Source organism: Heyndrickxia sp. NPDC080065 (genome assembly GCF_050281185.1).
Lineage (GTDB): Bacteria > Bacillota > Bacilli > Bacillales > Bacillaceae_C > Heyndrickxia.
Genome location: NZ_JBNNWS010000027.1, coordinates 32,451 through 54,898, shown reverse-complemented (window position 1 = coordinate 54,898; position 22,448 = coordinate 32,451). Strand labels below are relative to the sequence as shown.

The window sequence follows — 22,448 nt, the reverse complement described above, 5'->3', positions numbered from 1 at the left end:
CACACCCGTTCCCATCCCGAACACGGAAGTTAAGCTTCTCAGCGCCAATGGTAGTTGGGGGCTCTCCCCCTGCAAGAGTAGGACGTTGCCAGGCAAGCTAAAACACAGAGTGAACACTCTGTGTTTTTTTTTGTAAACAAACACGTGGAAAAAATTAAAGTCATACAATTAAATAAGATTGTATATCAGTCTCTTTTAAATATTAATAATATTGCATACAAAACGGAAAATAGGGAAAAATAAATGTATGGAGGTGGAGGAATGGATATTATGCCAGTAAAAGAAAATATAAGGAAAACATGTATCATTTGTGACCAGTCTAAGGAAAGAGGATTTCATCTTTATACTTCATTTATTTGTTCCGACTGTGAAAAGGATATTATCCAGACAGATATAAATGATCCCAAATATAGATTTTTTATTAATCAGTTGAAATTAGTTACTAAACCTGAAATATTCTCCTAACCAAGCATCCTGTCATATGCTTGGTTATTTTATACATAACTATTATTCAGGTCGTAATGTTGAAAATATTATATTTCCTCACCATTGTTTTCACATTTAGGACAACTCTTTTCTATGTCAATATAGTACAATAAAGTAAGTTAAATGAACGAGGTAATTGTTATGAATCAAAATCGACTTCCTCTTTACGAGTCCCTAGTGAATTTTTTTAACAAACAGCCAATATCATTTCATGTTCCTGGTCATAAGAACGGATTTTTATTTCAAAAGGCTACTACGGATATTTTGGAATTTATGAAGTATGATGTTACGGAATTAACTGGCTTAGATGATTTACACTCACCAAGTGGACCAATTTTAGAGGCTCAACAATTATTAACAAATTATTATGGGACAAGAAAGAGTTATTTTTTAGTTAATGGCAGTACGGTAGGCAATCTTATTATGGTGCTATCTGCCTTTAAAGAAGGAGATTGCGTTCTTGTTCAAAGAAACTGTCATAAATCTATCTTGAATGCGTTAATGCTTGCAAATGTAAATCCAATATTTTTGACACCCGCAATTGATGAACAGGTCCTAGTTCCTGGATGTATTGATTCAACAGGTATTAAAGAAGCATATATTCAATATCCTGATGCGAAGGGATGTATTTTAACTTATCCAAGTTATTATGGAATGACTGCAGATTTGAGAGAAATTATTAATATTGTGCATCAGCACAATGGGATTGTGTTAGTTGATGAAGCACATGGACCACATTTTCGTTTAGGCAGCCCATTTCCTATGTCTGCAATTGATCTAGGTGCTGATATGATTGTTCAGTCTGCACATAAAATGCTTCCTGCTATGACAATGGGGTCATACTTACATATTAATAGTGATGTTATTTCTTTAGATAAAGTGGAATACTATTACTCCGCTTTACAATCAAGCAGTCCTTCCTATCCAATAATGGCATCTTTAGATTTTGCTCGTTATTTTATTTCAACATTTAGTCATGAAGATATGAACTATACAATAAAACAGAGAAATCAATTTATTGATGATTTAAGTAGATTAGAGGGAATTAAAGTAGTTGAATCTATTTACGGCCAAGACCCACTAAAAGTATTGGTTAGATACGAGGGCTATTCAGGCTTTGAATTTCAACAACTGTTAGAAGATGAGGGTGTCTATACAGAAATGGCTGATCCTTATCAAGTAGTAATGATACTGCCTCTGTTAAAAAAGGAAATGGTCTATTTCTACAGGGAAGCAATTGATAGAATTAAACAGGCTTTAAGAAAAAATAAACCTCATCAAAAGCAAATAAAAAGAGTATTCATTGAAACTGAAAACAATATTAGTTGTTTGATGATGTCATATGATGAAATGAAAGATAAACCTTTTGAATGGGTTTCCTTTGATAATGCTATTAATCGGGTTGCAGCAAAAATGATTATTCCATACCCGCCAGGAATTCCAATTATTTTACCAGGGGAAATGATTACTAATAAAAAAATAAAACTGATCAAGGGATTGATGAGAGTACAGGCAAAATTCCAAGACGAATCTATGAGAATAATGAAAGAGGAGATTGCTGTTTTTAAGGAGTAAATTTGAATAAGTAAAGACCTTTTTCTGAAAATTCGCTGCTTTTAAATAGAAAATCTTTAATAAAATTAGCCTTAAATAAAATTAAGAGATGTTGTATACTAAACTACATCTGTAATGGCTATTTTAAAAAAATTGTTGCTGTTTCGTACATCGTGTAAAATCTTAAATTTATTTGGTTTCGGGGCATCTTTTCATTGGAAATATTTCTTCTCCTATGCTTTGATAATGTATTTATATTTTTCGATTCAAAGTTAAAAAGTATAAGAAAAGTGCCTATGTGATTGAATTGGATTGTCGGAGGTTATTATGGGTGGATTATTTATTACTGTAGAAGGTCCTGAAGGGGCTGGAAAGACGACTGTTTTGAATATGCTAGGAATGGAATTAAAGGATAAGGGTCTAAATATTGTTATGACTCGTGAACCTGGCGGAATTCATATTGCTGAACAAATACGTAAGGTCATTTTAGATAAAGAAAATACTAAAATGGATCCACGTACAGAAGCACTATTATATGCCGCTGCAAGAAGACAGCATTTAATAGAAAAGGTTATCCCAGCCTTAGAGCAAGGTTCTATTGTACTGTGTGATCGCTTTATAGATAGTTCATTAGCTTATCAAGGAGTAGCTAGAGGGTTAGGAATCGATGAAGTTTATTTGATGAATCAGTTTGCAATTCAAGAGATAATGCCTGATTTAACAATTTACTTCGATATAGATGTAGAGTTAGGGTTAAAAAGAATTGAAGAAAATAACGGCAGGGAAGTAAATCGCTTAGATTTAGAAGCAATGGATTTTCATATAAAAGTACGTGAAGGATTTAGACAGTTGCTGGATCGATTTCCAAATCGAATTTTTGAAGTGGATGCAAGTAAATCATTAGATTGTGTATATAAAGAAGTTAAGTCAAAAGTAGAAGATCTAATATCGAAAAGATAATATTAGATTTAATGTTACAGCCTTGGGGAAAATTTCTTCAAGGTATTATTTTTTTTTAGAAGGATTATTTAGGATTGAACACAAATACATATATAACAAATAAATGATATAATAACATAAACATCATACTATAAGAGGTTGTTCAAAAGGCCTGGAAATATTGCTTCGAATATCTTGCATTTTAATTCCAGTGTTTAGCTATCCGAAGTCTAATAACCATCTACAGAGAAAGTCCGCTTTTTGAACGCTAAAATGGAAAAAATTTTTGAAAGTGATTATATCGGGAGGGGAGTTTTATGAAACTAATTCTTGCTGTTGTACAGGATCAGGATAGTGCTCGTTTAATGAATGCCATGGTTGAACATAATTTTAGAGTAACAAAGCTTGCAAGTACAGGTGGTTTTCTTAAGTCCGGAAATACGACAATTATGATTGGTACGGAAGATATTCGTGTCGAAAAGGCATTGCAGGTTATTAAAGATAATTGTAAATCTCGAGAACAGCTAATGGCACCTGTATCACCAATGGGAGGAAATGCAGATTCATATATTCCATATCCGGTTGAAGTAGAGGTTGGCGGTGCAACGGTTTTTGTACTCCCAGTTGAACGCTTCGAGCATTTTTAAAGGAAGAATAACTATTTTGAAAATATTTTATATACGTAAGAGAGTGATGGATATTGTCATTAACCTGGGATGAGCTTGAATTAGTTCAACCATTAGCAGCTAAAGTTTTGAAAAATAGTATATTGCGTAATCGTGTGGCCCATGCGTATTTGTTTGAAGGTGAACGTGGTTTAAATAAGAAAGAGGTCAGCTTGCTTTTTGCAAAAAGTCTATTTTGTCTGGATTTGATCAATAATATTAATCCATGTGAGCAATGTAGTAATTGCAAGAGAATTAATAGCTCAAGTCATCCAGATGTTCACCTCCTTGAGCCGGAAGGATTGTCTATAAAAAAAGAGCAAATAAAAAATCTACAGCAAGAGTTTAGCAAATCCGGTGTAGAATCTAAGAAAAAACTTTATATGATTGTTCATTCAGATAAAATGACAACGAATGCTGCAAATAGCTTGCTGAAGTTTTTGGAAGAACCTAATGTTCAAACAACAGCCATTTTAATCACAGAGCAAATACAGCAAATATTACCTACGATTCTTTCAAGATGTCAAGTTGTTTCGTTTAAGCCATTATCATTAGATTTTTTGCAAGAGAGACTGCTTAAGGATGGTATTTCTCCAACTATTGCACCACTATTAGCTCATTTAACAAATGATCCATATGAAGCTATGGAGCTATACCAGGATGAGTGGTTTGCACAAGCTCGAAAAATAGTGTTAAAATTATATGAAGTCCTAAAGAAAGGCTCATTATTTGCCATGGTTGAATTACAAGAGGACTGGTATAATCACTTTAAGGAAAAGAGTCAAATAGATCAAGGGTTAGATCTATTATTGTTTATTTATAAAGATCTTCTTACATTACAAATAGGAAGAGACAAACAATTGACATATCCAGATCAGCGTACACAATTTGAAGGGGATATGCTTCAGTTTTCGCCATTAAATTTAGCGGAGAAAATGTCCCTCATATTAGAGGCGAAACGAAAATTACAAGGAAATATGAATCCTCAGTTATTGATGGAACAGCTGGTCTTAAAATTGCAGGGGGGATCTACCTTTGTTTAATGTAGTAGGAGTTAGATTTAAAAAGGCCGGTAAGGTTTATTATTTTGATCCGGGAGATCTCTCAATTCAAAAAAATGACTCCGTTATTGTTGAAACAGTAAGAGGAGTAGAGTTTGGAAGGGTAGTAACAAACCGTAAAACTGTGGAGGAACATGATGTTGTTCTCCCTCTTAAAAAGGTTATTCGAATTGCTGATCAAAAGGATCATTTAATCGTTGAGGAAAACAAAAATGCAGCAAAAGAAGCGTACCAAGTTTGCTGTGATAAAATTATTGAACATCAACTTGACATGAAGCTGGTAGATGTAGAATATACATTTGATCGAAATAAAGTTATTTTTTATTTTACTGCGGATGGGCGTGTTGATTTCCGTGAACTTGTAAAAGATTTGGCATCTATTTTCCGTACTAGAATTGAGTTACGGCAAATTGGTGTAAGAGACGAAGCAAAGATGCTTGGTGGAATTGGACCTTGTGGGAGAATGTTATGTTGTTCCACTTTCTTAGGTGATTTTGAACCGGTATCTATTAAAATGGCAAAGGATCAAAATCTTTCGTTAAACCCAACTAAAATCTCCGGCCTGTGTGGTAGACTAATGTGTTGTCTAAAATATGAAAATGATGAGTACGAATCGGCTAAGGAAATATTACCTGATGTAGGAGAAACGGTTGATACACCTTTTGGAATGGGGAAAGTTGTTGGATTGAACATTTTAGAACGTGTTTTACAAGTAGAGCTTGAAGAACGCGTTTTAGAATTTACAATGGATGAATTATTAAATGAAGATGCCGTATCGATCCAAGCCATGGAGTAGAGGTGTCGTTTATGGATAAAAAAGAGTTCTTCGATTCAGTCAGTAGTATGGAAGTTCAAATAGGAAACCTATATCAACAGCTAGGTGAATTAAAGAAAAATTTAGCTGAAATGATTGAGGAAAATAATTCATTAAAATTAGAAAACGAGCATTTGCGTCGCCGACTGGATAATGGAGAATATGCCATAAGCCAAGAAGGTTCTTCGCACCAAAGTAAAAGAAAAAAAGATCAAGCTGATTCTAATCATAAAGATCTTGATATTGGTGAGGGTTATGATAACCTAGCTCGACTTTATCAAGAAGGATTTCATATTTGTAATGTTCATTTTGGAAGTCCTAGGAAAGATGAAGATTGTTTGTTTTGTCTTTCATTTTTAAATAAAAAGTAAGTAGATTGTTTTTTAAATGGGAATACTTTATTAACCTTTTAAGAAAATGTATACTTGTACAATAGGAAAATGAAAGATTGATGCAGCCTTCCTTAATACTAGGGAGGCTTTTTTATCGGAAATGATAGAACATTTTTGCCCGAGGCTGATCAAGGCACTTGCGCTTTTCTTAAAGGTTAAGATAGTATAAAACTTTTTACTAAAAAAATTTTTTATCCAGTATAGTTTCTGTCTAGCTCAAGCGCCTATCGGCTAGCGGATTTCTTCGTCTTCTCCCTACGATAAGTCAACATCGGCTCCTGAAATACCTCGCCGTGTTTCCTCTATCTCAGTCGAAGACTACGAAATCCGTACGCTAGAGCTGCGGCGCTTGCGCTTTTCTAATAATTACGTAGATGGAGGTTAAAAATGGTTGAGCTAAGAGATGATGAGCGACTTGATTATTTACTTGCAGAAAACTTAAGAATCATTCAGAGCCCTTCGGTGTTTGCTTTTTCATTAGATGCGGTCCTTTTAGCTAGATTTGCTTACCTACCTATTCAAAAAGGGAATATTATTGATCTATGCTCTGGAAACGGTATTGTACCATTATTAATAAGTAATAGGACGAAAGCTTCCATCACGGGAATTGAAATTCAGGAAAGACTTTATGATATGGCCGTTCGTAGTATTCATTACAATGATTTAGACAAACAAATACAAATGGTTCATGGAGATATAAAGAAAATACCTGAAACACTGGGAAAAGGGAAATTTGATGTTGTAACATGTAATCCACCTTATTTTTCTACGCCGCCACGAAGTGAAAAAAATGTCAACGAGCATTTTGCAATCGCAAGGCATGAGATATTATGCACACTTGAAGATGTAATAATGGTCAGCAGTAAATTATTACGACAAGGTGGAAAGGCAGCTTTTGTACATAGACCAGAGAGACTCATGGACATCCTAACATTAATGAGAAAATATCGACTTGAGCCAAAGCGCCTTCGGTTTGTGTATCCGAAGCAAGGTAAAGAGGCAAATACAATACTTGTTGAAGGTATAAAGGATGGAAATCGAGACTTAAAAGTATTACCCCCATTATTTATTTATCAAGAAGAAAACCAATATACAGAAGAAGTTCAAGAAATACTATTTGGGAAGAAGGAGGATTGAAGATGCAGATACAAAAAAGTTTTTTTGAAGAAAATAATAAAGGAATACTGTATCTAGTTCCAACTCCCATCGGTAATCTAGAAGATATGACATTCAGAGCGATACGAATCTTAAAGGAAGTACATCTTATTGCTGCGGAAGATACTAGGAACTCAAGAAGACTTTGTAATTATTTTGAAATTCATACACCTATAACTAGTTATCACGAACATAATAAAGAAACAAGTTCAAAACAGATATTATCGCGACTGCTATCTGGTGAAAAAGTTGCGCTAATTAGTGATGCTGGGATGCCTTCTATTTCTGACCCCGGTTATGATTTAGTAGCAGCTGCATTGAATGAAAATATTTCTGTTGTCCCATTGCCAGGTGCCAATGCTGCTCTTACAGCATTAATTGCTTCAGGTTTAAATCCGCAGCCTTTTTACTTTTATGGATTTTTACCGAGAGGAAAAAAGGAAAAAAAGTCTGAATTAGAAGTATTAAGTAAACAAAAATCTACATTCATTTTATATGAAGCTCCTCATCGCTTAAAAGAAACTTTGAAAGCCATGTATGATGTACTAGGAAATCGAAAGGTTGTTCTCTGTCGTGAATTAACAAAAAAGTTTGAGGAATTTATAAGAGGATCGGTTGAAGAAATAATAATATGGTTTGAAAGTAATGAAATTAGAGGAGAATTTTGTATCATTGTAGAAGGATCTATAGAAACAGATGAAATGAATCCAGAATCTATCTGGTGGACCTCATTGAGTGTTATTGACCATATAGACCACTATATTTCACAAAATAACCTTACAACAAAAGAAGCAATAAAACAGGTAGCTAAGGATCGAAACTTACCAAAAAGAGATGTTTATCAGGAATATCATCATGGGTAGGATTTTTTACAGCAAAGAATAATTAAGAAGGCGCTAGACATAGCAGACACTTCTCATGTCTAAGATCATTAGTCAATTTTATACTTTCTTACATTTTAAAAAAAGGCATCTCTAATCAAATACTGAGATGCCTTTTTACATATAAAAAATACGATTATTTAAATAGTATCTTATTTATTTTGAAATGCACTTTGAATTTCTTTGATTAGTTGTTCTGCACCTTCACGGCTTAGAACTAATTTTCCGCCAGCTAACTGAACGTTATCATCAGAAACATCACCAGTAATATGACAAGTCATGCTAGGCTTATATTTTTTTAAGATAATTTTTTCATCATCTACATAAATTTCTAATGCATCTTTTTCAGCGATTCCAAGAGTACGTCTAAGTTCAATAGGAATAACAACGCGACCTAATTCATCAACCTTACGAACAATACCAGTAGATTTCATTTTTGTTTCTCCTCTCATTTTCTCAATTAAATATAATCGTCATTTTTCGACATATTTTTTATAACTGAATCTATCATACCAACGATTCCCATATTCGTCAATAATTATTTTTAGGAAAATATTAAACTTAAAGCTATTAAACTGTTGATATACAAGGATTTTAGAGACCTTTATGAGAAGATTTTCTTTTGAAAATTATCAGTTTTTTTACAAAAAGTAACAATGGTAAAATATTTTTCGACAAAATTCATTTTTTTTCATAGGAGGATTTTCCTTTTACTCAATGAATTTCGGTTTTGAAAGTTGCAGAAAAGCGAAAATAAAGGTATATTTTGATGATATAAGAGGTTATGCTGACTTTATAAAGGAACCGATTTGATTTGCCCAATTTGGCATTAATAAGCTCTCGTCCATTGGGTGAGAGTGTTTTTTATTTTTTAGCTTTGTTAAGCGATGTTGTTGTTTCAAATAAAACCCTGTATGGTATGAGTTCAGCTAGTTTTACTTCGTAAGGAAATCGCTCCACACAAACCATACAGGTCATTTATCAACAATAACCATTAACAAAGCATATATTTTAATAAGGTGGGAACAAAATAATGGAGAAGGCTAAAACATTTTATCTTACAACCCCAATTTACTATCCAAGTGGAAATTTACATATAGGTCACGCGTACACAACTGTAGCCGGAGATGCAATGGCACGTTATAAACGACTACGTGGCTATGATGTAATGTATTTAACTGGAACGGATGAACATGGCCAAAAAATACAACGAAAAGCAGAAGAAGATGGTGTAACACCACAAAGCTATGTTGACAATATCGTTTCTGGGATTCGTGAACTATGGAATAAATTGGATATCTCATATGATGATTTTATTCGTACAACTGAGGATCGTCATAAAAAAATAGTCGAAAAAATCTTTCATCAGCTATTAGAACAGGGAGATATATATTTAGATCAATATGAGGGGCTTTATTGTACCCCATGTGAATCCTTTTTCACTGAGCGTCAACTAGTAAATGGAAATTGTCCTGACTGTGGGAGACCTGTGGAGAAAGTTAAGGAAGAATCCTATTTCTTTAAAATGAGTAAATATGTGGACCGGCTTCTTCAATATTATGAAGAAAATCCTGAATTTATCCAGCCAGAGTCACGAAAAAACGAAATGATTAATAATTTCATTAAGCCTGGGCTTGAAGATTTGGCTGTTTCACGTACAACATTTGACTGGGGAGTAAAAGTACCTGGTAATCCTAAGCACGTAATCTATGTATGGATTGATGCTCTTTCTAATTATATTACAGCACTAGGCTATGGAACAGATAACGATTCCAAGTTTAAAAAGTATTGGCCTGCAGATGTTCATCTTGTAGGTAAAGAAATTGTTCGTTTCCATACGATTTATTGGCCAATTATGCTAATGGCATTAGATTTACCTTTACCTAAAAAAGTTTTTGCCCATGGTTGGTTATTAATGAAGGATGGGAAAATGTCAAAATCAAAAGGGAATGTTGTAGATCCTGTAACATTGATTGATCGGTATGGTCTAGATGCCTTACGTTATTATTTACTTCGAGAAGTTCCGTTTGGATCTGATGGAGTGTTTACTCCAGAGGGGTTTGTTGAAAGAATAAATTTTGATTTGGCAAATGATCTTGGAAATTTATTAAATCGAACAATTGCAATGATCAATAAATATTTTGATGGTGTGATTCCAACGTATAATGGATCATCAAATCCTTTTGATCAAGATTTATTAAAAGTAAACATGGAGACAGTGAAAAAATATGAAGAAGCGATGGAAAACATGGAGTTTTCAGTTGCCTTAGCTTCTATTTGGGAATTAGTTAGCCGAACAAATAAATATATTGATGAGACTCAGCCATGGGTTTTAGCAAAGGATGAAAGCAAACGAGATAATCTTGCAGCGGTAATGGTTCATTTAGCAGAATCACTTCGTAGGATTGCTGTTTTACTACAGCCGTTTTTAACAAAAACGCCATTGAATATTTTCGAACAATTAAACATGAAGAGTGAAGATTTGAGAAATTGGGATGGTCTTAAAACGTTCGGATCTATTCCAGAAGGAATTAAGATAGTTGAAAAAGGAGAGCCTATTTTTCCTCGACTTGAATTAGAGGAAGAAATTAATTTTATTAAAGAAAAGATGGCTGGTGTACCAGAGAAAAAACCAGAGCCTGAAAAAGTAGAAGAAAAAAGTGAAATTTCAATTGATGACTTTATGAAAGTTGAGCTTCGAGTGGCAGAAGTGGTCAATGCTGAGCCCGTTAAAAAAGCGGATAAGTTACTAAAGCTACAATTAGATTTAGGGTTCGAAAAAAGACAAGTAGTTTCTGGTATTGCACAGTACTATAAGCCAGAAGAACTTGTTGGACGTAAAGTAATTTGCGTTACTAACTTGAAACCTGTGAAATTAAGAGGAGAACTTTCTCAAGGGATGATTTTGGCAGGATCTAAAGATGGGATGCTTTCTATTGCAAGTGTAGATCAGAGTCTTCCTAATGGATCAATTGTAAAGTAAATGTAATATTATTACCGTATTTAATATATAGACTTTCATCGAAATAACATAGAGATGTTTCACGTGGAACATTTTTCGACGTGATTCTCTATGTTATTTTCTTTTTAAAATTATTTTAGGATAATATTATTTCCATAATAATTGCTATCTTAATGAGAAAGTATAATGTTGAAGATATGAAAGAGGGAGTTCTTTTTTAATTTTCGTTTAGGAAATTATAAAATATTCGCACTGTGGATAACTTTATAAAGAGCGAGGTTTACGTCTAGCTCCAGCGCCTATCGGCTAGCTGATTTCTCCGTCTCCTCCCTACGATAAGTCAACATCGGCTCGTGAACTACCTCACCGTGTTTCCTTTATCTCAGTCGAAGACTACGAAATCAGTACGCCGATGAGCAAGGCGCTTGCGCTTTTGTTCTTTGTATTTCCCTTTATTAGAATGAAATATTGTTATTTGGTATTTGAATGATAACAAAGGTTTGTCGAATATTGAATAGATATGTTCTACTATGAATTGACTATTTTCACCATTTAGCAGTGAAATATTCCCTAATGAAATGTAATGCAAATGTTAATTGAGTGAAAAGCTTGTGTACGGTTTTTATTATAAAATAAGATTGGATAAGGAGAAGAATAAATGTTATTTGATACACATGTTCATCTTAATGATACACAATATGAACAAGATCTTGAAGAAGTTATTTGCCGCGCTAGAGAAGATGGGATAAGTAATATGGTTGTGGTAGGCTTCGATCGGCCGACAATTACTAAAGCAATTGAACTTGTGGAAAAATATGATTTTCTTTATGCAAGTGTTGGCTGGCATCCCGTAGATGCGATTGATATGACCGACCAAGATTTAATATGGATTGAAGAATTAACAAAGCATCCAAAAGTAGTTGCTTTAGGAGAAATGGGTTTAGATTATCATTGGGATAAATCACCAAAGGATATACAAAAGGAAGTATTCCGTAAACAAATAAGATTAGCAAAAAAGGTGAAATTACCAATCATTATTCATAATCGTGAAGCTACACAGGATATCGTGGATATTTTGAAAGAAGAGGATGCGCAAGAAGTAGGCGGTATTATGCATTGTTTTAGTGGAAGTGTTGAAGTAGCCAAAGATTGTATCAATATGAATTTTTATATTTCTTTAGGCGGCCCAGTCACCTTTAAAAATGCAAAAAAACCTAAGGAAGTTGCAGCAGAAATTCCTTTAAGTCATCTTCTAATAGAAACAGACTGTCCTTATCTAGCTCCTCATCCTTATAGGGGAAAAAGAAATGAACCAGCTTACGTGAAGTTAGTTGCTGAACAAATAGCAGAAATTAAAGACGTATCGCTGGAGGAAGTAGCAAATCAAACAACAAAGAATGCTAAAAGATTATTCGGCATAAAGTTATAGGTGAAATTGTCGAATATTTTGGGAGCTTGTCTAATATAATAAAAAAACAAAAAGTTCTACATGTCTCAACTTTCTCATAGGTTAACAATGTCGATAAGTCTCCCTTTTCAATTTTGAGGATATTATGCATAATAGGAAATACGTTTCCCAAAATTCTATTAGGTTGACAGTCGGCAAGATAGTCTATATAATCTCACGGAGAGAAGGAGGCGTTTCGTTTTCATGAATTTTAAGCATGTGAAAAGCCTGTTTTCCAAGACAATGAGTAGTAAAAGACTGACTATTGTTATTACTAGTTCCCTAGTTTTTGTAGCTGTTTTAGGGTTTACTGCCTATGAAACTACGAAAAAAACAGTAGCTATGACACTTGATGGGAAAAAGAAAGAAATTAGGACACATTCAAATACGATAGGTGATATTTTAGAAGATTTAGATATTCAATTACACTCAAAAGATTATTTATCTTTACCTGTTGAGACGAAGGTAAAAGATAATCTATCCTTTGTCTGGGAACCAGCTAAACAAGTCCATTTAACACTCGATGGTAAAAACAGAACGATTTGGACGACAGTAGATACAGTTCAGGACTTACTTGAAGATGAAAATATTAAACTTGGTAATTATGATCAAGTAAGACCGGAAATAGATCAAAATATCATTGAAAATATGAGAATTGATATTTCAAAGGCTTTTTCACTTACACTAAATGATGGTGGTAATAAGAAAAAGGTTTGGTCAACTTCGACTACTGTCGCTGACTTTTTAAAGCAACAGGGAATCAAACTTAAAGAATTAGATCGCACCAAGCCGGATCTAAAACATACAGTTGGTCCAGAAGATGTTATCAAAGTAATCAGAGTTAAAAAAGTCAGCGATGTTGTGGAAGTACCAATTGAATATGCGGTTACAACTAAAAAAGATACAAAATTACTTCAAGGTCAAGAAAAGGTTGTACAGCAAGGTGAAAATGGATTGGTAAGAAAAGAATATGAGATCACAAAAGAAAACGGCAAAGAAGTTGATCGAAAACTTTTAAGAGAAAAAACGATAAAAGAAAGCAAAGATAAAATTGTTTCCGTAGGAACTAAAATTGTGACTGCTCAAGTTTCTCGTGGTGAACCAGGAGGAAAAGAGTATTTTGTGACAGCTACTGCATATACAGCAGATTGTAATGGGTGTTCAGGCCGGACAGCAACAGGTATTAACCTACGTGCTAATCCAAATCTAAAAATCATTGCTGTTGATCCAAGTCTCATACCTCTTGGAACAAAGGTATATGTTGAAGGATATGGATATGCTGTTGCCGCCGATACCGGTGGTGCAATAAATGGTAAAATTATCGATGTGTTTTTCTCAAATAAATCCCAAGCTTATCGTTGGGGGAGAAAACAAGTGAAAATTCGAATTCTAAATTAGGTTATTGCAGAGGGATATTCCTCTGCTTTTTTTGGTTTCGGCAGTACCGCTCTCACTTTGCAACTTTGTATTTTATGATGTAATTCAATTATAATATAGATGATTTATAATATTAGACGATTATTGTTACAAAAATGTTTCATTATTTTGGAGGTAAAATGAAAATAAAAGAAATTATTGTTGTGGAAGGTAGAGATGATACAACAGCTATAAAAAGAGCTGTTAATGCAGATACAATTGAAACAAATGGTTCAGCCGTTTCACATATGACAATTGAAAAGGTAAGGCTAGCTCAAGAAAAAAGAGGGGTTATCATTTTTACAGACCCTGATTATCCAGGAGAACGGATTCGAAAAATAGTTTCAGACCAAGTCCCTGGATGTAAGCATGCATTTATTAAAAAAAGGGATGCAAAACCTATATCAGGAAAAGGAATCGGGGTGGAGCATGCAAGCCCTGAGGCGATCCGTGAGGCACTGAAAGAGGCACATACAATGGAAGATGATATCGTTGAGGTGATCACCCAAGAAGACTTAGTGACCGCAGGCTTAATCGGTGGAGATAAATCTAAAGCTAGAAGAGAAAGATTAGGGGAATTACTGAAAATTGGTTATACGAATGGAAAACAGCTGCATAAACGATTAATGATGTTTCAAATCAGTAAAGAGGCTTTTGTCAATGCACTTGAATCGGTTTTACAGGAGGAAAAAAATGCATAAAGATATAGCAACACCAGTTAGAACAAAGGAAATTTTACAAAAGCATGGTTTTTCCTTTAAGAAAAGTTTAGGACAAAATTTTTTAATTGATCCCAATATCTTAAGGAATATTACTGAGTATGGAGGGTTAACAAAAGCTACTGGCACGATTGAAATTGGCCCGGGTATTGGAGCATTAACAGAGCATCTTGCGAGAAGTAGTAAGAAAGTGTTGGCATTTGAAATTGACCAACGTTTACTCCCTATTTTAGAGGATACTTTATCACCATATGATAACGTCAAAGTTATTCACCAAGATATCTTGAAAGCGGATGTACGTGACATTGTAGAAGAGGAATTTAAAGATATTGAGGATATTATGGTGGTGGCAAACCTTCCTTATTATGTGACGACCCCAATAATAATAAAACTTTTAACTGAGCGATTGCCCCTAAGAGGAATAGTTGTCATGCTTCAAAAGGAAGTAGCGGACCGGATAGGAGCGAAACCAGGTACAAAGGAATATGGTTCATTATCAATAGCAATCCAGTATTACACAAAAGCGGAGACGGTAATGGTTGTACCTAAGACAGTATTTATGCCGCAACCGAATGTCGATTCTGCCGTTATCCGTTTAACTTTGCATAAAAAACCTATTGTAGAGGTAAAGGATGAGGAGTTCTTTTTTCAAGTGACACGTGCCTCATTTGCCCAAAGGCGAAAAACTATTTTAAATAATCTTACCAGTCAACTTCCAAATGGCAAGGCTATGAAAGAGGAAATTTTGACCACGCTAGAGCAATTAAATATTGATCCAACAAGAAGAGGCGAAACACTTTCTATAGAAGAATTCGCTTCACTCAGCAATGCTTTGTACTCGATTATAACAAAAGAATGATTCATATTCGCCCCTCAGGTCAATTTATACTTGAGGGGCTTTTTGCACATCTTCTATATTTTTGCATAGCCTAGTGGTATAAGTTAAAGACTTTGCTGTTCATTGGAGCTGACGATTCATGGATGTGACAATCAATTCAATTGTGGGACGAAAATCGTATAAATGTGATTTATTATTTAGAGTAATAGATATTAAAAACAATGATGGAGTAGAAACGGCCATTTTGTATGGTGAGGATTATCGCTTGATTGCAGATGCACCATTTAATGACCTTGTCATTATTAATCCGGAGGAACGCTCAAAAATAACAAAAGAATTTCGTTCATTAGAAGCTCAATCATTTGAATTGTTTCAACAGGATATCAATTTATTAAGACAAAGGCAAGAATATGAAGCAACAAACGGATATAGTCAGGAATTCAATTATTTCCATGTTCCAGGGCGTGTTTTACACCTTGATGGGGATCCGTCATATTTAAAAAAATGTATTGATTTATACGAGAAAATTGGGGTAAAGGTTTATGGAGTGCATTGCTATGAAAAAGATATGCCATTTCGGATTAGAGCTTTAATTGAAAAATATCGACCTGATATTTTGGTTATTACTGGTCATGATTCGTATTCAAAGGCAAAAGGAAAAAAGACGGATATAAATGCTTATAGGCATTCAAAATATTTTGTCCAGACTGTGATTGAAGCAAGAAAAGTAGTCCCACATTTAGATCAATTAATCATTTTTGCAGGAGCCTGTCAATCTCATTTTGAATCTTTGATATACGCAGGTGCAAATTTTGCCAGTTCCCCTCTAAGAGTAAACATCCATGCTCTTGATCCAGTTTATATAGTAGCGAAAATAAGTTATACATCTTTTATGGAACAAGTGAACGTATGGGATGTATTACGTAATACGTTAACAGGAGAAAAAGGTTTAGGAGGCATTGAAACAAAAGGCGTGCTCCGTACGGGAATGCCTTATAAGCCTGTTATAGAGGACTGAAAGAAAAGTCTCTAATGAATGAACCATTAGGGCTTTTCCTTTGAACAAAAAAGGGGAGTACCCCCTCTATTCTCCTATTTAACCCATTAGAGTTAATTAACGGAATTTAAGTTTCATACATATTATTTTGCTTGCTGGGAAAAATTATTATTGTAAAGGTTAATTTTTTTTGTGAAAAAAGCCCATTGTAAAAAAATCGGTCAATTTGTTGAAGAAAAATTGTTGACAGTACATTCATTTCATTGATAAAATAAATAATTTATATTTGACCTTTTTCACATAATGTGTTACACTATTACATAGTGAGGTGGAGCGAAATGCCAAAGACATTAACTGACATTAAGAGATCCCTCGATTCCAACTTGGGAAAAAGACTAATGTTAAAAGCTAATGGTGGACGAAGAAAAACAATTGAACGTTCGGGTATTTTGGCAGAAACTTATCCATCAGTTTTTGTCATTGAATTAGATCAAGATGAAAACTCGTTTGAACGAGTTTCTTACAGCTATGCAGATGTGCTTACTGAAACGGTCCAACTAACCTTCTATGATGAAACAACAGGAAATATAATATTATGACAGCAGTAAACATTATGTTTACTGCTTTTTGTTTGTTTAGGAAATTATGAAATATTCGTACAGTGAATAACTTTATGAAGAGCGTGGTTTACGTCTAGCGCAAGCAGCCATCGGCTAGCGGATTTCTCCGTCTCCTCCCTACGATAAGTCAACATCGGCTCGTGAACTACCTCACCGTGTTTCCTTTATCTCAGTCGAAGACTACGAAATCCGTACGCTAGAGCTGCGGCGCTTACGCTTTTGTTCTTACCATAGGCTCTTTTCTTAAACCTTGTTGCATATGAATAGAAATTCTTAATAACAGCTTAAAACATTAGGGAAGAAGTTATACGAAATCGCAACAAATATTACGAAAAACATCCACCTATAAAATGATAGCAATATTAATATCAATACTTTAAATACTATAGGTTAGAACATACTATTTAATACGGCATGTTAAAGGAGGATATTCATAATGGGCAGAAGAAGAGGGATTATGTCTAATCAGTTTAAAGAAGAGTTGGCAAAGGATTTAGGTTTTTATGATGTTGTCCAGCAAGAGGGATGGGGCGGTATTAAAGCAAGAGATGCAGGGAACATGGTAAAACGCGCTATTGAAATAGCTGAACAACAACTTGCTAGCAATAGAAATTCCTAATAAGACTACTCGAGCTCAGGACGATAAAAACAATTACATGCCGTAAGACCGAGTTGATAACTCGGTCTTTTTGTTTGTCCAGCTTCAGCGCCTAGCCCGTTGAGGAAAAAAATAAAACCTTCCATAGATCGATTGAAAATGATAAAATACAATACTTGTGAAGAGTTATATGGCAATTATTGTTTGTAGTAGGCTGTTTTCGAATAGAAATTGAAATCTCATAGTTATTTACTACGTAAAATCTTTTGAGATTTTTTCTTGATTATAAAAATAACAAAGTTTACGAAAAGAGCCTTGTGGTAAAATAGTGAATATTACTGTCGGATTAAAGTGGGTGAAAATATTGACGATTTTTATTAAAGCGCCGGCTAAAATAAATTTAACGTTAGATGTACTAAATAAACGTTCGGATGGGTATCATGAAGTCGAAATGATTATGACGACAATCGATTTATCTGACCGAATCGGATTATCGGAAATTAAGGAAGATAAGATTCGTATTATTTCTCAGAATCGATTTGTTCCAGACGATCAACGTAATTTAGCCTATCAAGCTGCGAAGGTTTTAAAAGAAAAATTTAAGATTAAACAAGGTGTTTCAATAACAATTGATAAAGCTATTCCAGTAGCAGCAGGTTTAGCTGGCGGAAGTAGTGATGCAGCAGCTACATTGCGTGGATTGAACCAGCTTTGGAATTTAGGACTGACACTAGACGAAGTTGCAGAAATTGGTGCGGAAATAGGTTCTGATGTTTCTTTTTGTGTATACGGTGGAACAGCATTGGCAAAAGGGAGAGGAGAAAAAATTACCCATTTGCCAGCACCACCGAATTGTTGGGTTATCCTTGCGAAACCATCGATAGGTGTTTCTACTGCAGATGTATATCGTAATTTAGATTTGACTACTATTCGTCATCCTAATTCTAATGCAATGATAGATGCGATTTATAATGGAAACTATGAGGCAATCTGCAAGGAAATGGGAAATGTGCTTGAAACTGTAACACTAAAAACTCATCCAGAGGTACAACATATAAAAGAGCAAATGGAACGCTTCGGTGCTGATGCTGTTCTTATGAGTGGTAGTGGCCCTACTGTTTTTGGTCTTGTTCAATATGATTCTAGGCTCCAAAGAATTTATAACGGATTAAGAGGTTTTTGTGATCAAGTATTTGCAGTCCGTATGCTAGGGGATCGATTTTCTGAATAAATATGAATGAATCATAGATAGACAAAAAACGTACATTAATGATATATTATTCTTAATTATTCGGATTTAAGGGAGGTGCAATATGAAGTTTCGTCGTAGTGAACGTCTAATCGATATGACCCATTATTTACTGGAACGTCCGAAGGAACTAGTTTCACTAACATTTTTTTCAGAAAGATATGAGTCTGCCAAGTCTTCTATAAGTGAAGATTTAGCAATTATTAAAGAAACCTTCGAAAGGCAGGGAATTGGTACACTTCAAACCATTCCTGGTGCTGCAGGTGGTGTTAGGTTTATATCTAATACGAATAAAGAAGATGCGAGGAACTTTATTACTGAGCTATGCCAATTAATTGCAGACCCTGACCGACTGTTGCCTGGAGGTTATTTGTATCTTACAGATTTATTAGGTGACCCTCAAATAGTAAGTAAAGTAGGAAAGCTACTTGCCTCTGCATTTGCAAAAGAGGATATAGATGTCATTATGACCGTCGCTACGAAAGGAATATCAATTGCACATGCAACAGCTGCCTATTTGAACGTACCGGTAGTCATTGTTAGAAGAGATAGTAAGGTAACAGAAGGGTCGACTGTCAGTATTAATTATGTTTCAGGATCTTCTAAAAGAATCCAGACCATGGTGCTTTCAAAAAGAAGTCTAAATGAAGGATCTAAAGTTCTCATTGTTGATGATTTTATGAAAGCAGGGGGAACTGTAAATGGAATGGTTAACCTTTTAGATGAATTTAATGCATCTTTAGCTGGGATTGCGGTGTTGTTGGAGTCTGAAGAGGCCGAAGAAAGACTAGTGGATGATTATGTATCTTTAGTTAAATTAATGGATGTAGATGTAAAAGAAAAGAAAATCAAAGTAGTAGAAGGGAACTATTTTGTGAGAAATCAAGAATTTTTAAAGGGGGATGTTCAATGAAAATTGTATCAACGAAAAATGCACCTGCTGCAATTGGTCCATATTCTCAAGGAATAGTCGTAAACAATGTATTTTATAGTTCGGGGCAAATACCTTTAACAGCAGATGGTACTTTAGTATCAGAAGATATAAAAGAACAAACACATCAAGTTTTTAAAAACTTAGATGCAGTTTTAAAAGAAGCTGGAGCTTCCTTAGAAACTGTTGTGAAAGCAACTGTATTTATTAAAAATATGGACGATTTTTCTATTATTAATGAAATTTATGGTCAATATTTTTCAGAGCATAAGCCTGCTAGATCATGTGTAGAAGTTTCTAGACTGCCAAAGGATGTTTTAATAGAAATTGAGGTAATTGCACTAGTAAAATAGGCGAGAAAATAGGTCATTATAGAATGGCCTATTTTTTTTAAGTATCTTTATAATAGGCTTTGTTATTTGGTTATTAAACATAGAAGTTACTTGAAACAATCAAACAAAAATATTTTCATAGTAAGTATGAAAAGTGTTCGATTCGACGATAATGGATTAATATGCAATGAATTTAGAAGGATTAATCAAAGAGTCCTATAAATTTTTTAAAAAATTTTACAATTTAAGAAGGAATATATCAAAATCTGTTGAATACTTTAACTAGATTCTATCTATGCGAAAAGGTGGTGAACAAAGATGGAAGTAACAGATGTAAGATTACGCCGTGTTAATACAGAAGGGCGAATGAGAGCGATTGCTTCTATTACGTTAGATAATGAATTTGTTGTTCATGATATCCGTGTTATTGACGGTAATAATGGATTATTTGTAGCAATGCCTAGTAAACGTACTCCAGATGGAGAGTTTAGAGATATTGCCCATCCAATTAATTCTAATACTAGAAGCAAAATTCAAGAGTCTGTATTAGTGGAGTATCACCGATTAGGAGAGTTAGAAGAAGTAGAGTTTGAAGAAGCCGGAGCTTCCTAATAGAAAAAGCAGCAAGAGCCTACTCCAAAAAGTAAGGCTCTTTTTTTATTAAGGCACTTTTCGTGCTTAGTAGCTTTTGAATCGTAAACCTTACAATACCTACATGTTTCTAAAGGTTTAGCGAATTTCCCACGAAAAGATGCCATGAATCCTAGATATATTAGGTTGTTAGCCACTATACTAAATTGTAGTAGTAATACGAAAATAGCCTTTATTGATCCTCAAATATTACCACCATATCAGTCGCCTTCGTTTTCTATTGTCCAGCTCCAGCTGAACAAGGCGCTTGCGCTTTTCTTCCTATTTTGACAAAACTATGTATATCTTAAGGATTCCTTGAAATCATGCTTAATTTAGGATATATTTTGTTATGGATAAAAAGGTTTATTGGGGGACCAAATATGACAAATCGATTTGCTGTTATTTTAGCTGCGGGTCAGGGAACTCGGATGAAGTCAAAGCTTTATAAAGTTTTGCATCCAGTCTGTGGAAAGCCTATGGTTGAGCATGTTGTTGACCAAATTAGCAAGTTAAAAATGAATAAAATGGTCACAATTATTGGCCACGGTGCTGATTTAGTAAGAGCAAAGTTAGAAGGAAAAACAACTTTCGCCCTTCAAGAAAAACAACTTGGAACTGCACATGCAGTTATTCAGGCAGATAAAGAATTAGCAGAAGAAGATGGAGTGACAGTTGTTGTTTGTGGTGATACACCTCTTATTCAAGCTGAGACTATTGAAGCATTGATGAATCATCATGAGGAACAAAAGGCAGTGGCAACGATATTAACAGCATATACAGATCAACCTGAAGGATACGGCCGTTTAATTCGTAACAAGGAAGGATTTGTTGAAAGAATCGTTGAGCATAAAGATGCATCTGAAGAGGAACGAAAAGTGAAAGAAATAAATACGGGTGTATTTTGCTTTAACAACAAAGCATTGTTTTCTACACTAAAAAAAGTTTCAAATGATAATGCACAAGGTGAGTATTATCTACCAGATGTAATTGAAATATTAAAAAATCAAGGTGAAATTGTTTCAGCCTATCAAACAAACGATATGGAAGAAACTTTAGGTGTGAATGACCGGGTTGCACTGGCAAATGCTGAAAAAATTATGAGGAAGCGTATTAATACATTCCATATGAAAAATGGCGTTTCAATTATTGACCCAGAGCAAACATATATTGAACTTGATGTAACGATTGGTGCGGATACAGTAATTTATCCAGGAACAATTCTATCAGGACAAACAGTAATTGGTGAAGATTGTATGATTGGACCAAATTCTGAGATAAAAGACTGTATAATCAGAAATGGGACTTCTGTTCGTCATTCAGTAGCCCACAATAGTGCCATCGGGGAAAATGTACAAATCGGTCCATTCGCACATATTCGTCCAAATTCAAATATTGATGATGATGTGAAGATTGGTAACTTTGTCGAAATAAAAAAGGCAAGTTTCGGAAAAGGCAGCAAAGCTTCACATTTAAGCTATATTGGAGATGCAGAAGTTGGGTCCAATGTTAATATTGGTTGTGGCTCGATTACTGTAAATTATGACGGTAAAAATAAATATTTAACAAAAATTGAAGATGGTGTATTTGTAGGTTGTAATTCAAACTTAGTTGCACCTGTAACTATTGGTAAAAATGCATATATAGCTGCTGGGTCAACAATTACAGAAGATGTACCAGGAGATTCATTGTCAATCGCACGTGCCCGACAAGTTAATAAAGAAAATTATGTAAATAAATTAAAACACAATCAATAATTGGA

General features: G+C 34.4%; 23 protein-coding genes and 1 rRNA gene. 23 read left to right on the top strand and 1 reads right to left on the bottom strand.

Annotation, left to right across the window (positions count from 1 at the left end; translation table 11 throughout):
- The 10 genes from rrf to rsmI form a co-directional block, all read left to right on the top strand.
- Positions 1-94 (top strand): 5S ribosomal RNA (rrf, locus tag ACQKP0_RS23415); the annotation flags it as partial.
- Between the two features lie 167 nt (positions 95-261).
- A complete protein-coding gene (locus ACQKP0_RS23410; protein WP_427408229.1) occupies positions 262-465 on the top strand; it encodes a sigma factor G inhibitor Gin in 204 nt (67 codons plus the stop codon).
- Positions 466-627: 162 nt separating this feature from the next.
- Positions 628-2,061 (top strand): aminotransferase class I/II-fold pyridoxal phosphate-dependent enzyme, encoded by a 1,434-nt coding sequence (locus ACQKP0_RS23405; protein ID WP_427408228.1) that lies wholly within the window; start codon positions 628-630, stop codon positions 2,059-2,061.
- 306 nt (positions 2,062-2,367) lie between these two features.
- Positions 2,368-3,000 (top strand): dTMP kinase, encoded by a 633-nt coding sequence (gene tmk, locus ACQKP0_RS23400; RefSeq protein WP_427408227.1) that lies wholly within the window; start codon positions 2,368-2,370, stop codon positions 2,998-3,000.
- A 296-nt stretch (positions 3,001-3,296) separates the two neighbouring features.
- Positions 3,297-3,626: a cyclic-di-AMP receptor gene (locus tag ACQKP0_RS23395; protein ID WP_427408226.1), complete on the top strand. Its 330-nt coding sequence runs from the start codon at positions 3,297-3,299 to the stop codon at positions 3,624-3,626.
- A 53-nt stretch (positions 3,627-3,679) separates the two neighbouring features.
- Positions 3,680-4,687, top strand: coding sequence for a DNA polymerase III subunit delta' (gene holB, locus ACQKP0_RS23390; RefSeq protein ID WP_427408225.1), 1,008 nt, complete (start codon positions 3,680-3,682; stop codon positions 4,685-4,687).
- Positions 4,680-5,501, top strand: coding sequence for a PSP1 domain-containing protein (locus ACQKP0_RS23385; RefSeq protein ID WP_427408224.1), 822 nt, complete (start codon positions 4,680-4,682; stop codon positions 5,499-5,501). The genes holB and ACQKP0_RS23385 overlap by 8 nt, the downstream gene beginning before the upstream one ends.
- Positions 5,502-5,512: 11 nt before the next feature.
- Positions 5,513-5,890, top strand: a complete 378-nt coding sequence (gene yabA / locus ACQKP0_RS23380) for a DNA replication initiation control protein YabA (protein ID WP_427408223.1) — start codon at positions 5,513-5,515, stop codon at positions 5,888-5,890.
- A 408-nt stretch (positions 5,891-6,298) separates the two neighbouring features.
- Positions 6,299-7,048 (top strand): tRNA1(Val) (adenine(37)-N6)-methyltransferase, encoded by a 750-nt coding sequence (locus ACQKP0_RS23375; RefSeq protein ID WP_427408222.1) that lies wholly within the window; start codon positions 6,299-6,301, stop codon positions 7,046-7,048.
- A gap of 2 nt (positions 7,049-7,050) precedes the next feature.
- On the top strand, positions 7,051-7,929 hold the full coding sequence (gene rsmI / locus ACQKP0_RS23370) for a 16S rRNA (cytidine(1402)-2'-O)-methyltransferase (RefSeq protein ID WP_427408221.1): 879 nt from the start codon (positions 7,051-7,053) through the stop codon (positions 7,927-7,929).
- A 170-nt stretch (positions 7,930-8,099) separates the two neighbouring features.
- On the opposite strand, the gene ACQKP0_RS23365 is transcribed toward rsmI, so the two are convergent.
- Positions 8,100-8,381 carry an AbrB/MazE/SpoVT family DNA-binding domain-containing protein gene (locus tag ACQKP0_RS23365; RefSeq protein ID WP_427408220.1) on the bottom strand — a complete coding sequence of 94 codons (282 nt, stop codon included), beginning with the start codon at positions 8,379-8,381 and terminating at the stop codon, positions 8,100-8,102.
- Between the two features lie 599 nt (positions 8,382-8,980).
- Here ACQKP0_RS23365 and metG point away from each other — a divergent pair.
- The 13 genes from metG to glmU all read left to right on the top strand — a co-directional run bounded on the left by metG (position 8,981) and on the right by glmU (position 22,443).
- Positions 8,981-10,930 (top strand): methionine--tRNA ligase, encoded by a 1,950-nt coding sequence (gene metG / locus ACQKP0_RS23360; RefSeq protein ID WP_427408219.1) that lies wholly within the window; start codon positions 8,981-8,983, stop codon positions 10,928-10,930.
- A 637-nt stretch (positions 10,931-11,567) separates the two neighbouring features.
- Positions 11,568-12,338, top strand: coding sequence for a TatD family hydrolase (locus ACQKP0_RS23355; protein ID WP_427408218.1), 771 nt, complete (start codon positions 11,568-11,570; stop codon positions 12,336-12,338).
- Between the two features lie 222 nt (positions 12,339-12,560).
- On the top strand, positions 12,561-13,754 hold the full coding sequence (locus ACQKP0_RS23350) for a ubiquitin-like domain-containing protein (protein WP_427408217.1): 1,194 nt from the start codon (positions 12,561-12,563) through the stop codon (positions 13,752-13,754).
- A gap of 158 nt (positions 13,755-13,912) precedes the next feature.
- Positions 13,913-14,473 (top strand): ribonuclease M5, encoded by a 561-nt coding sequence (gene rnmV / locus ACQKP0_RS23345; RefSeq protein ID WP_427408216.1) that lies wholly within the window; start codon positions 13,913-13,915, stop codon positions 14,471-14,473.
- Positions 14,466-15,350, top strand: a complete 885-nt coding sequence (gene rsmA, locus ACQKP0_RS23340; RefSeq protein ID WP_427408215.1) for a 16S rRNA (adenine(1518)-N(6)/adenine(1519)-N(6))-dimethyltransferase RsmA — start codon at positions 14,466-14,468, stop codon at positions 15,348-15,350. The genes rnmV and rsmA overlap by 8 nt, the downstream gene beginning before the upstream one ends.
- Before the next feature lie 118 nt (positions 15,351-15,468).
- The gene (yabG, locus tag ACQKP0_RS23335) at positions 15,469-16,347 is read left to right on the top strand and encodes a sporulation peptidase YabG (RefSeq protein WP_427408214.1); all 879 of its coding nucleotides are present in this window, start codon (positions 15,469-15,471) and stop codon (positions 16,345-16,347) included.
- Positions 16,348-16,664: 317 nt separating this feature from the next.
- Positions 16,665-16,925 carry a biofilm formation stimulator Veg gene (gene veg / locus ACQKP0_RS23330; RefSeq protein ID WP_427408213.1) on the top strand — a complete coding sequence of 87 codons (261 nt, stop codon included), beginning with the start codon at positions 16,665-16,667 and terminating at the stop codon, positions 16,923-16,925.
- Between the two features lie 457 nt (positions 16,926-17,382).
- The gene (locus ACQKP0_RS23325; RefSeq protein WP_427408212.1) at positions 17,383-17,565 is read left to right on the top strand and encodes a small, acid-soluble spore protein, alpha/beta type; all 183 of its coding nucleotides are present in this window, start codon (positions 17,383-17,385) and stop codon (positions 17,563-17,565) included.
- Between the two features lie 343 nt (positions 17,566-17,908).
- Positions 17,909-18,775, top strand: a complete 867-nt coding sequence (gene ispE, locus ACQKP0_RS23320; protein ID WP_427408233.1) for a 4-(cytidine 5'-diphospho)-2-C-methyl-D-erythritol kinase — start codon at positions 17,909-17,911, stop codon at positions 18,773-18,775.
- Positions 18,776-18,857: 82 nt separating this feature from the next.
- Positions 18,858-19,706, top strand: coding sequence for a pur operon repressor (purR, locus tag ACQKP0_RS23315; RefSeq protein ID WP_427408211.1), 849 nt, complete (start codon positions 18,858-18,860; stop codon positions 19,704-19,706).
- Positions 19,703-20,077, top strand: a complete 375-nt coding sequence (locus ACQKP0_RS23310; protein ID WP_427408210.1) for a RidA family protein — start codon at positions 19,703-19,705, stop codon at positions 20,075-20,077. The genes purR and ACQKP0_RS23310 overlap by 4 nt, the downstream gene beginning before the upstream one ends.
- Positions 20,078-20,374: 297 nt before the next feature.
- Positions 20,375-20,668: a septation regulator SpoVG gene (gene spoVG, locus ACQKP0_RS23305; protein WP_427408209.1), complete on the top strand. Its 294-nt coding sequence runs from the start codon at positions 20,375-20,377 to the stop codon at positions 20,666-20,668.
- A 401-nt stretch (positions 20,669-21,069) separates the two neighbouring features.
- Positions 21,070-22,443, top strand: coding sequence for a bifunctional UDP-N-acetylglucosamine diphosphorylase/glucosamine-1-phosphate N-acetyltransferase GlmU (glmU, locus tag ACQKP0_RS23300; RefSeq protein WP_427408208.1), 1,374 nt, complete (start codon positions 21,070-21,072; stop codon positions 22,441-22,443).
- Positions 22,444-22,448: the final 5 nt, after the last annotated feature.

What these genes read in the sequence shown, in the direction of transcription:
- ACQKP0_RS23410 (WP_427408229.1), top strand. Translation starts at nt 262, where the DNA reads ATGGATATTATGCCAGTAAAAGAAAATATAAGGAAAACATGTATCATT.
- ACQKP0_RS23405 (WP_427408228.1), top strand. Translation starts at nt 628, where the DNA reads ATGAATCAAAATCGACTTCCTCTTTACGAGTCCCTAGTGAATTTTTTT.
- tmk (WP_427408227.1), top strand. Translation starts at nt 2,368, where the DNA reads ATGGGTGGATTATTTATTACTGTAGAAGGTCCTGAAGGGGCTGGAAAG.
- ACQKP0_RS23395 (WP_427408226.1), top strand. Translation starts at nt 3,297, where the DNA reads ATGAAACTAATTCTTGCTGTTGTACAGGATCAGGATAGTGCTCGTTTA.
- yabA (WP_427408223.1), top strand. Translation starts at nt 5,513, where the DNA reads ATGGATAAAAAAGAGTTCTTCGATTCAGTCAGTAGTATGGAAGTTCAA.
- ACQKP0_RS23375 (WP_427408222.1), top strand. Translation starts at nt 6,299, where the DNA reads ATGGTTGAGCTAAGAGATGATGAGCGACTTGATTATTTACTTGCAGAA.
- rsmI (WP_427408221.1), top strand. Translation starts at nt 7,051, where the DNA reads ATGCAGATACAAAAAAGTTTTTTTGAAGAAAATAATAAAGGAATACTG.
- ACQKP0_RS23365 (WP_427408220.1), bottom strand. Translation starts at nt 8,381, where the DNA reads ATGAAATCTACTGGTATTGTTCGTAAGGTTGATGAATTAGGTCGCGTT.
- metG (WP_427408219.1), top strand. Translation starts at nt 8,981, where the DNA reads ATGGAGAAGGCTAAAACATTTTATCTTACAACCCCAATTTACTATCCA.
- ACQKP0_RS23355 (WP_427408218.1), top strand. Translation starts at nt 11,568, where the DNA reads ATGTTATTTGATACACATGTTCATCTTAATGATACACAATATGAACAA.
- ACQKP0_RS23350 (WP_427408217.1), top strand. Translation starts at nt 12,561, where the DNA reads ATGAATTTTAAGCATGTGAAAAGCCTGTTTTCCAAGACAATGAGTAGT.
- rnmV (WP_427408216.1), top strand. Translation starts at nt 13,913, where the DNA reads ATGAAAATAAAAGAAATTATTGTTGTGGAAGGTAGAGATGATACAACA.
- rsmA (WP_427408215.1), top strand. Translation starts at nt 14,466, where the DNA reads ATGCATAAAGATATAGCAACACCAGTTAGAACAAAGGAAATTTTACAA.
- yabG (WP_427408214.1), top strand. Translation starts at nt 15,469, where the DNA reads ATGGATGTGACAATCAATTCAATTGTGGGACGAAAATCGTATAAATGT.
- veg (WP_427408213.1), top strand. Translation starts at nt 16,665, where the DNA reads ATGCCAAAGACATTAACTGACATTAAGAGATCCCTCGATTCCAACTTG.
- ACQKP0_RS23325 (WP_427408212.1), top strand. Translation starts at nt 17,383, where the DNA reads ATGGGCAGAAGAAGAGGGATTATGTCTAATCAGTTTAAAGAAGAGTTG.
- purR (WP_427408211.1), top strand. Translation starts at nt 18,858, where the DNA reads ATGAAGTTTCGTCGTAGTGAACGTCTAATCGATATGACCCATTATTTA.
- ACQKP0_RS23310 (WP_427408210.1), top strand. Translation starts at nt 19,703, where the DNA reads ATGAAAATTGTATCAACGAAAAATGCACCTGCTGCAATTGGTCCATAT.
- spoVG (WP_427408209.1), top strand. Translation starts at nt 20,375, where the DNA reads ATGGAAGTAACAGATGTAAGATTACGCCGTGTTAATACAGAAGGGCGA.
- glmU (WP_427408208.1), top strand. Translation starts at nt 21,070, where the DNA reads ATGACAAATCGATTTGCTGTTATTTTAGCTGCGGGTCAGGGAACTCGG.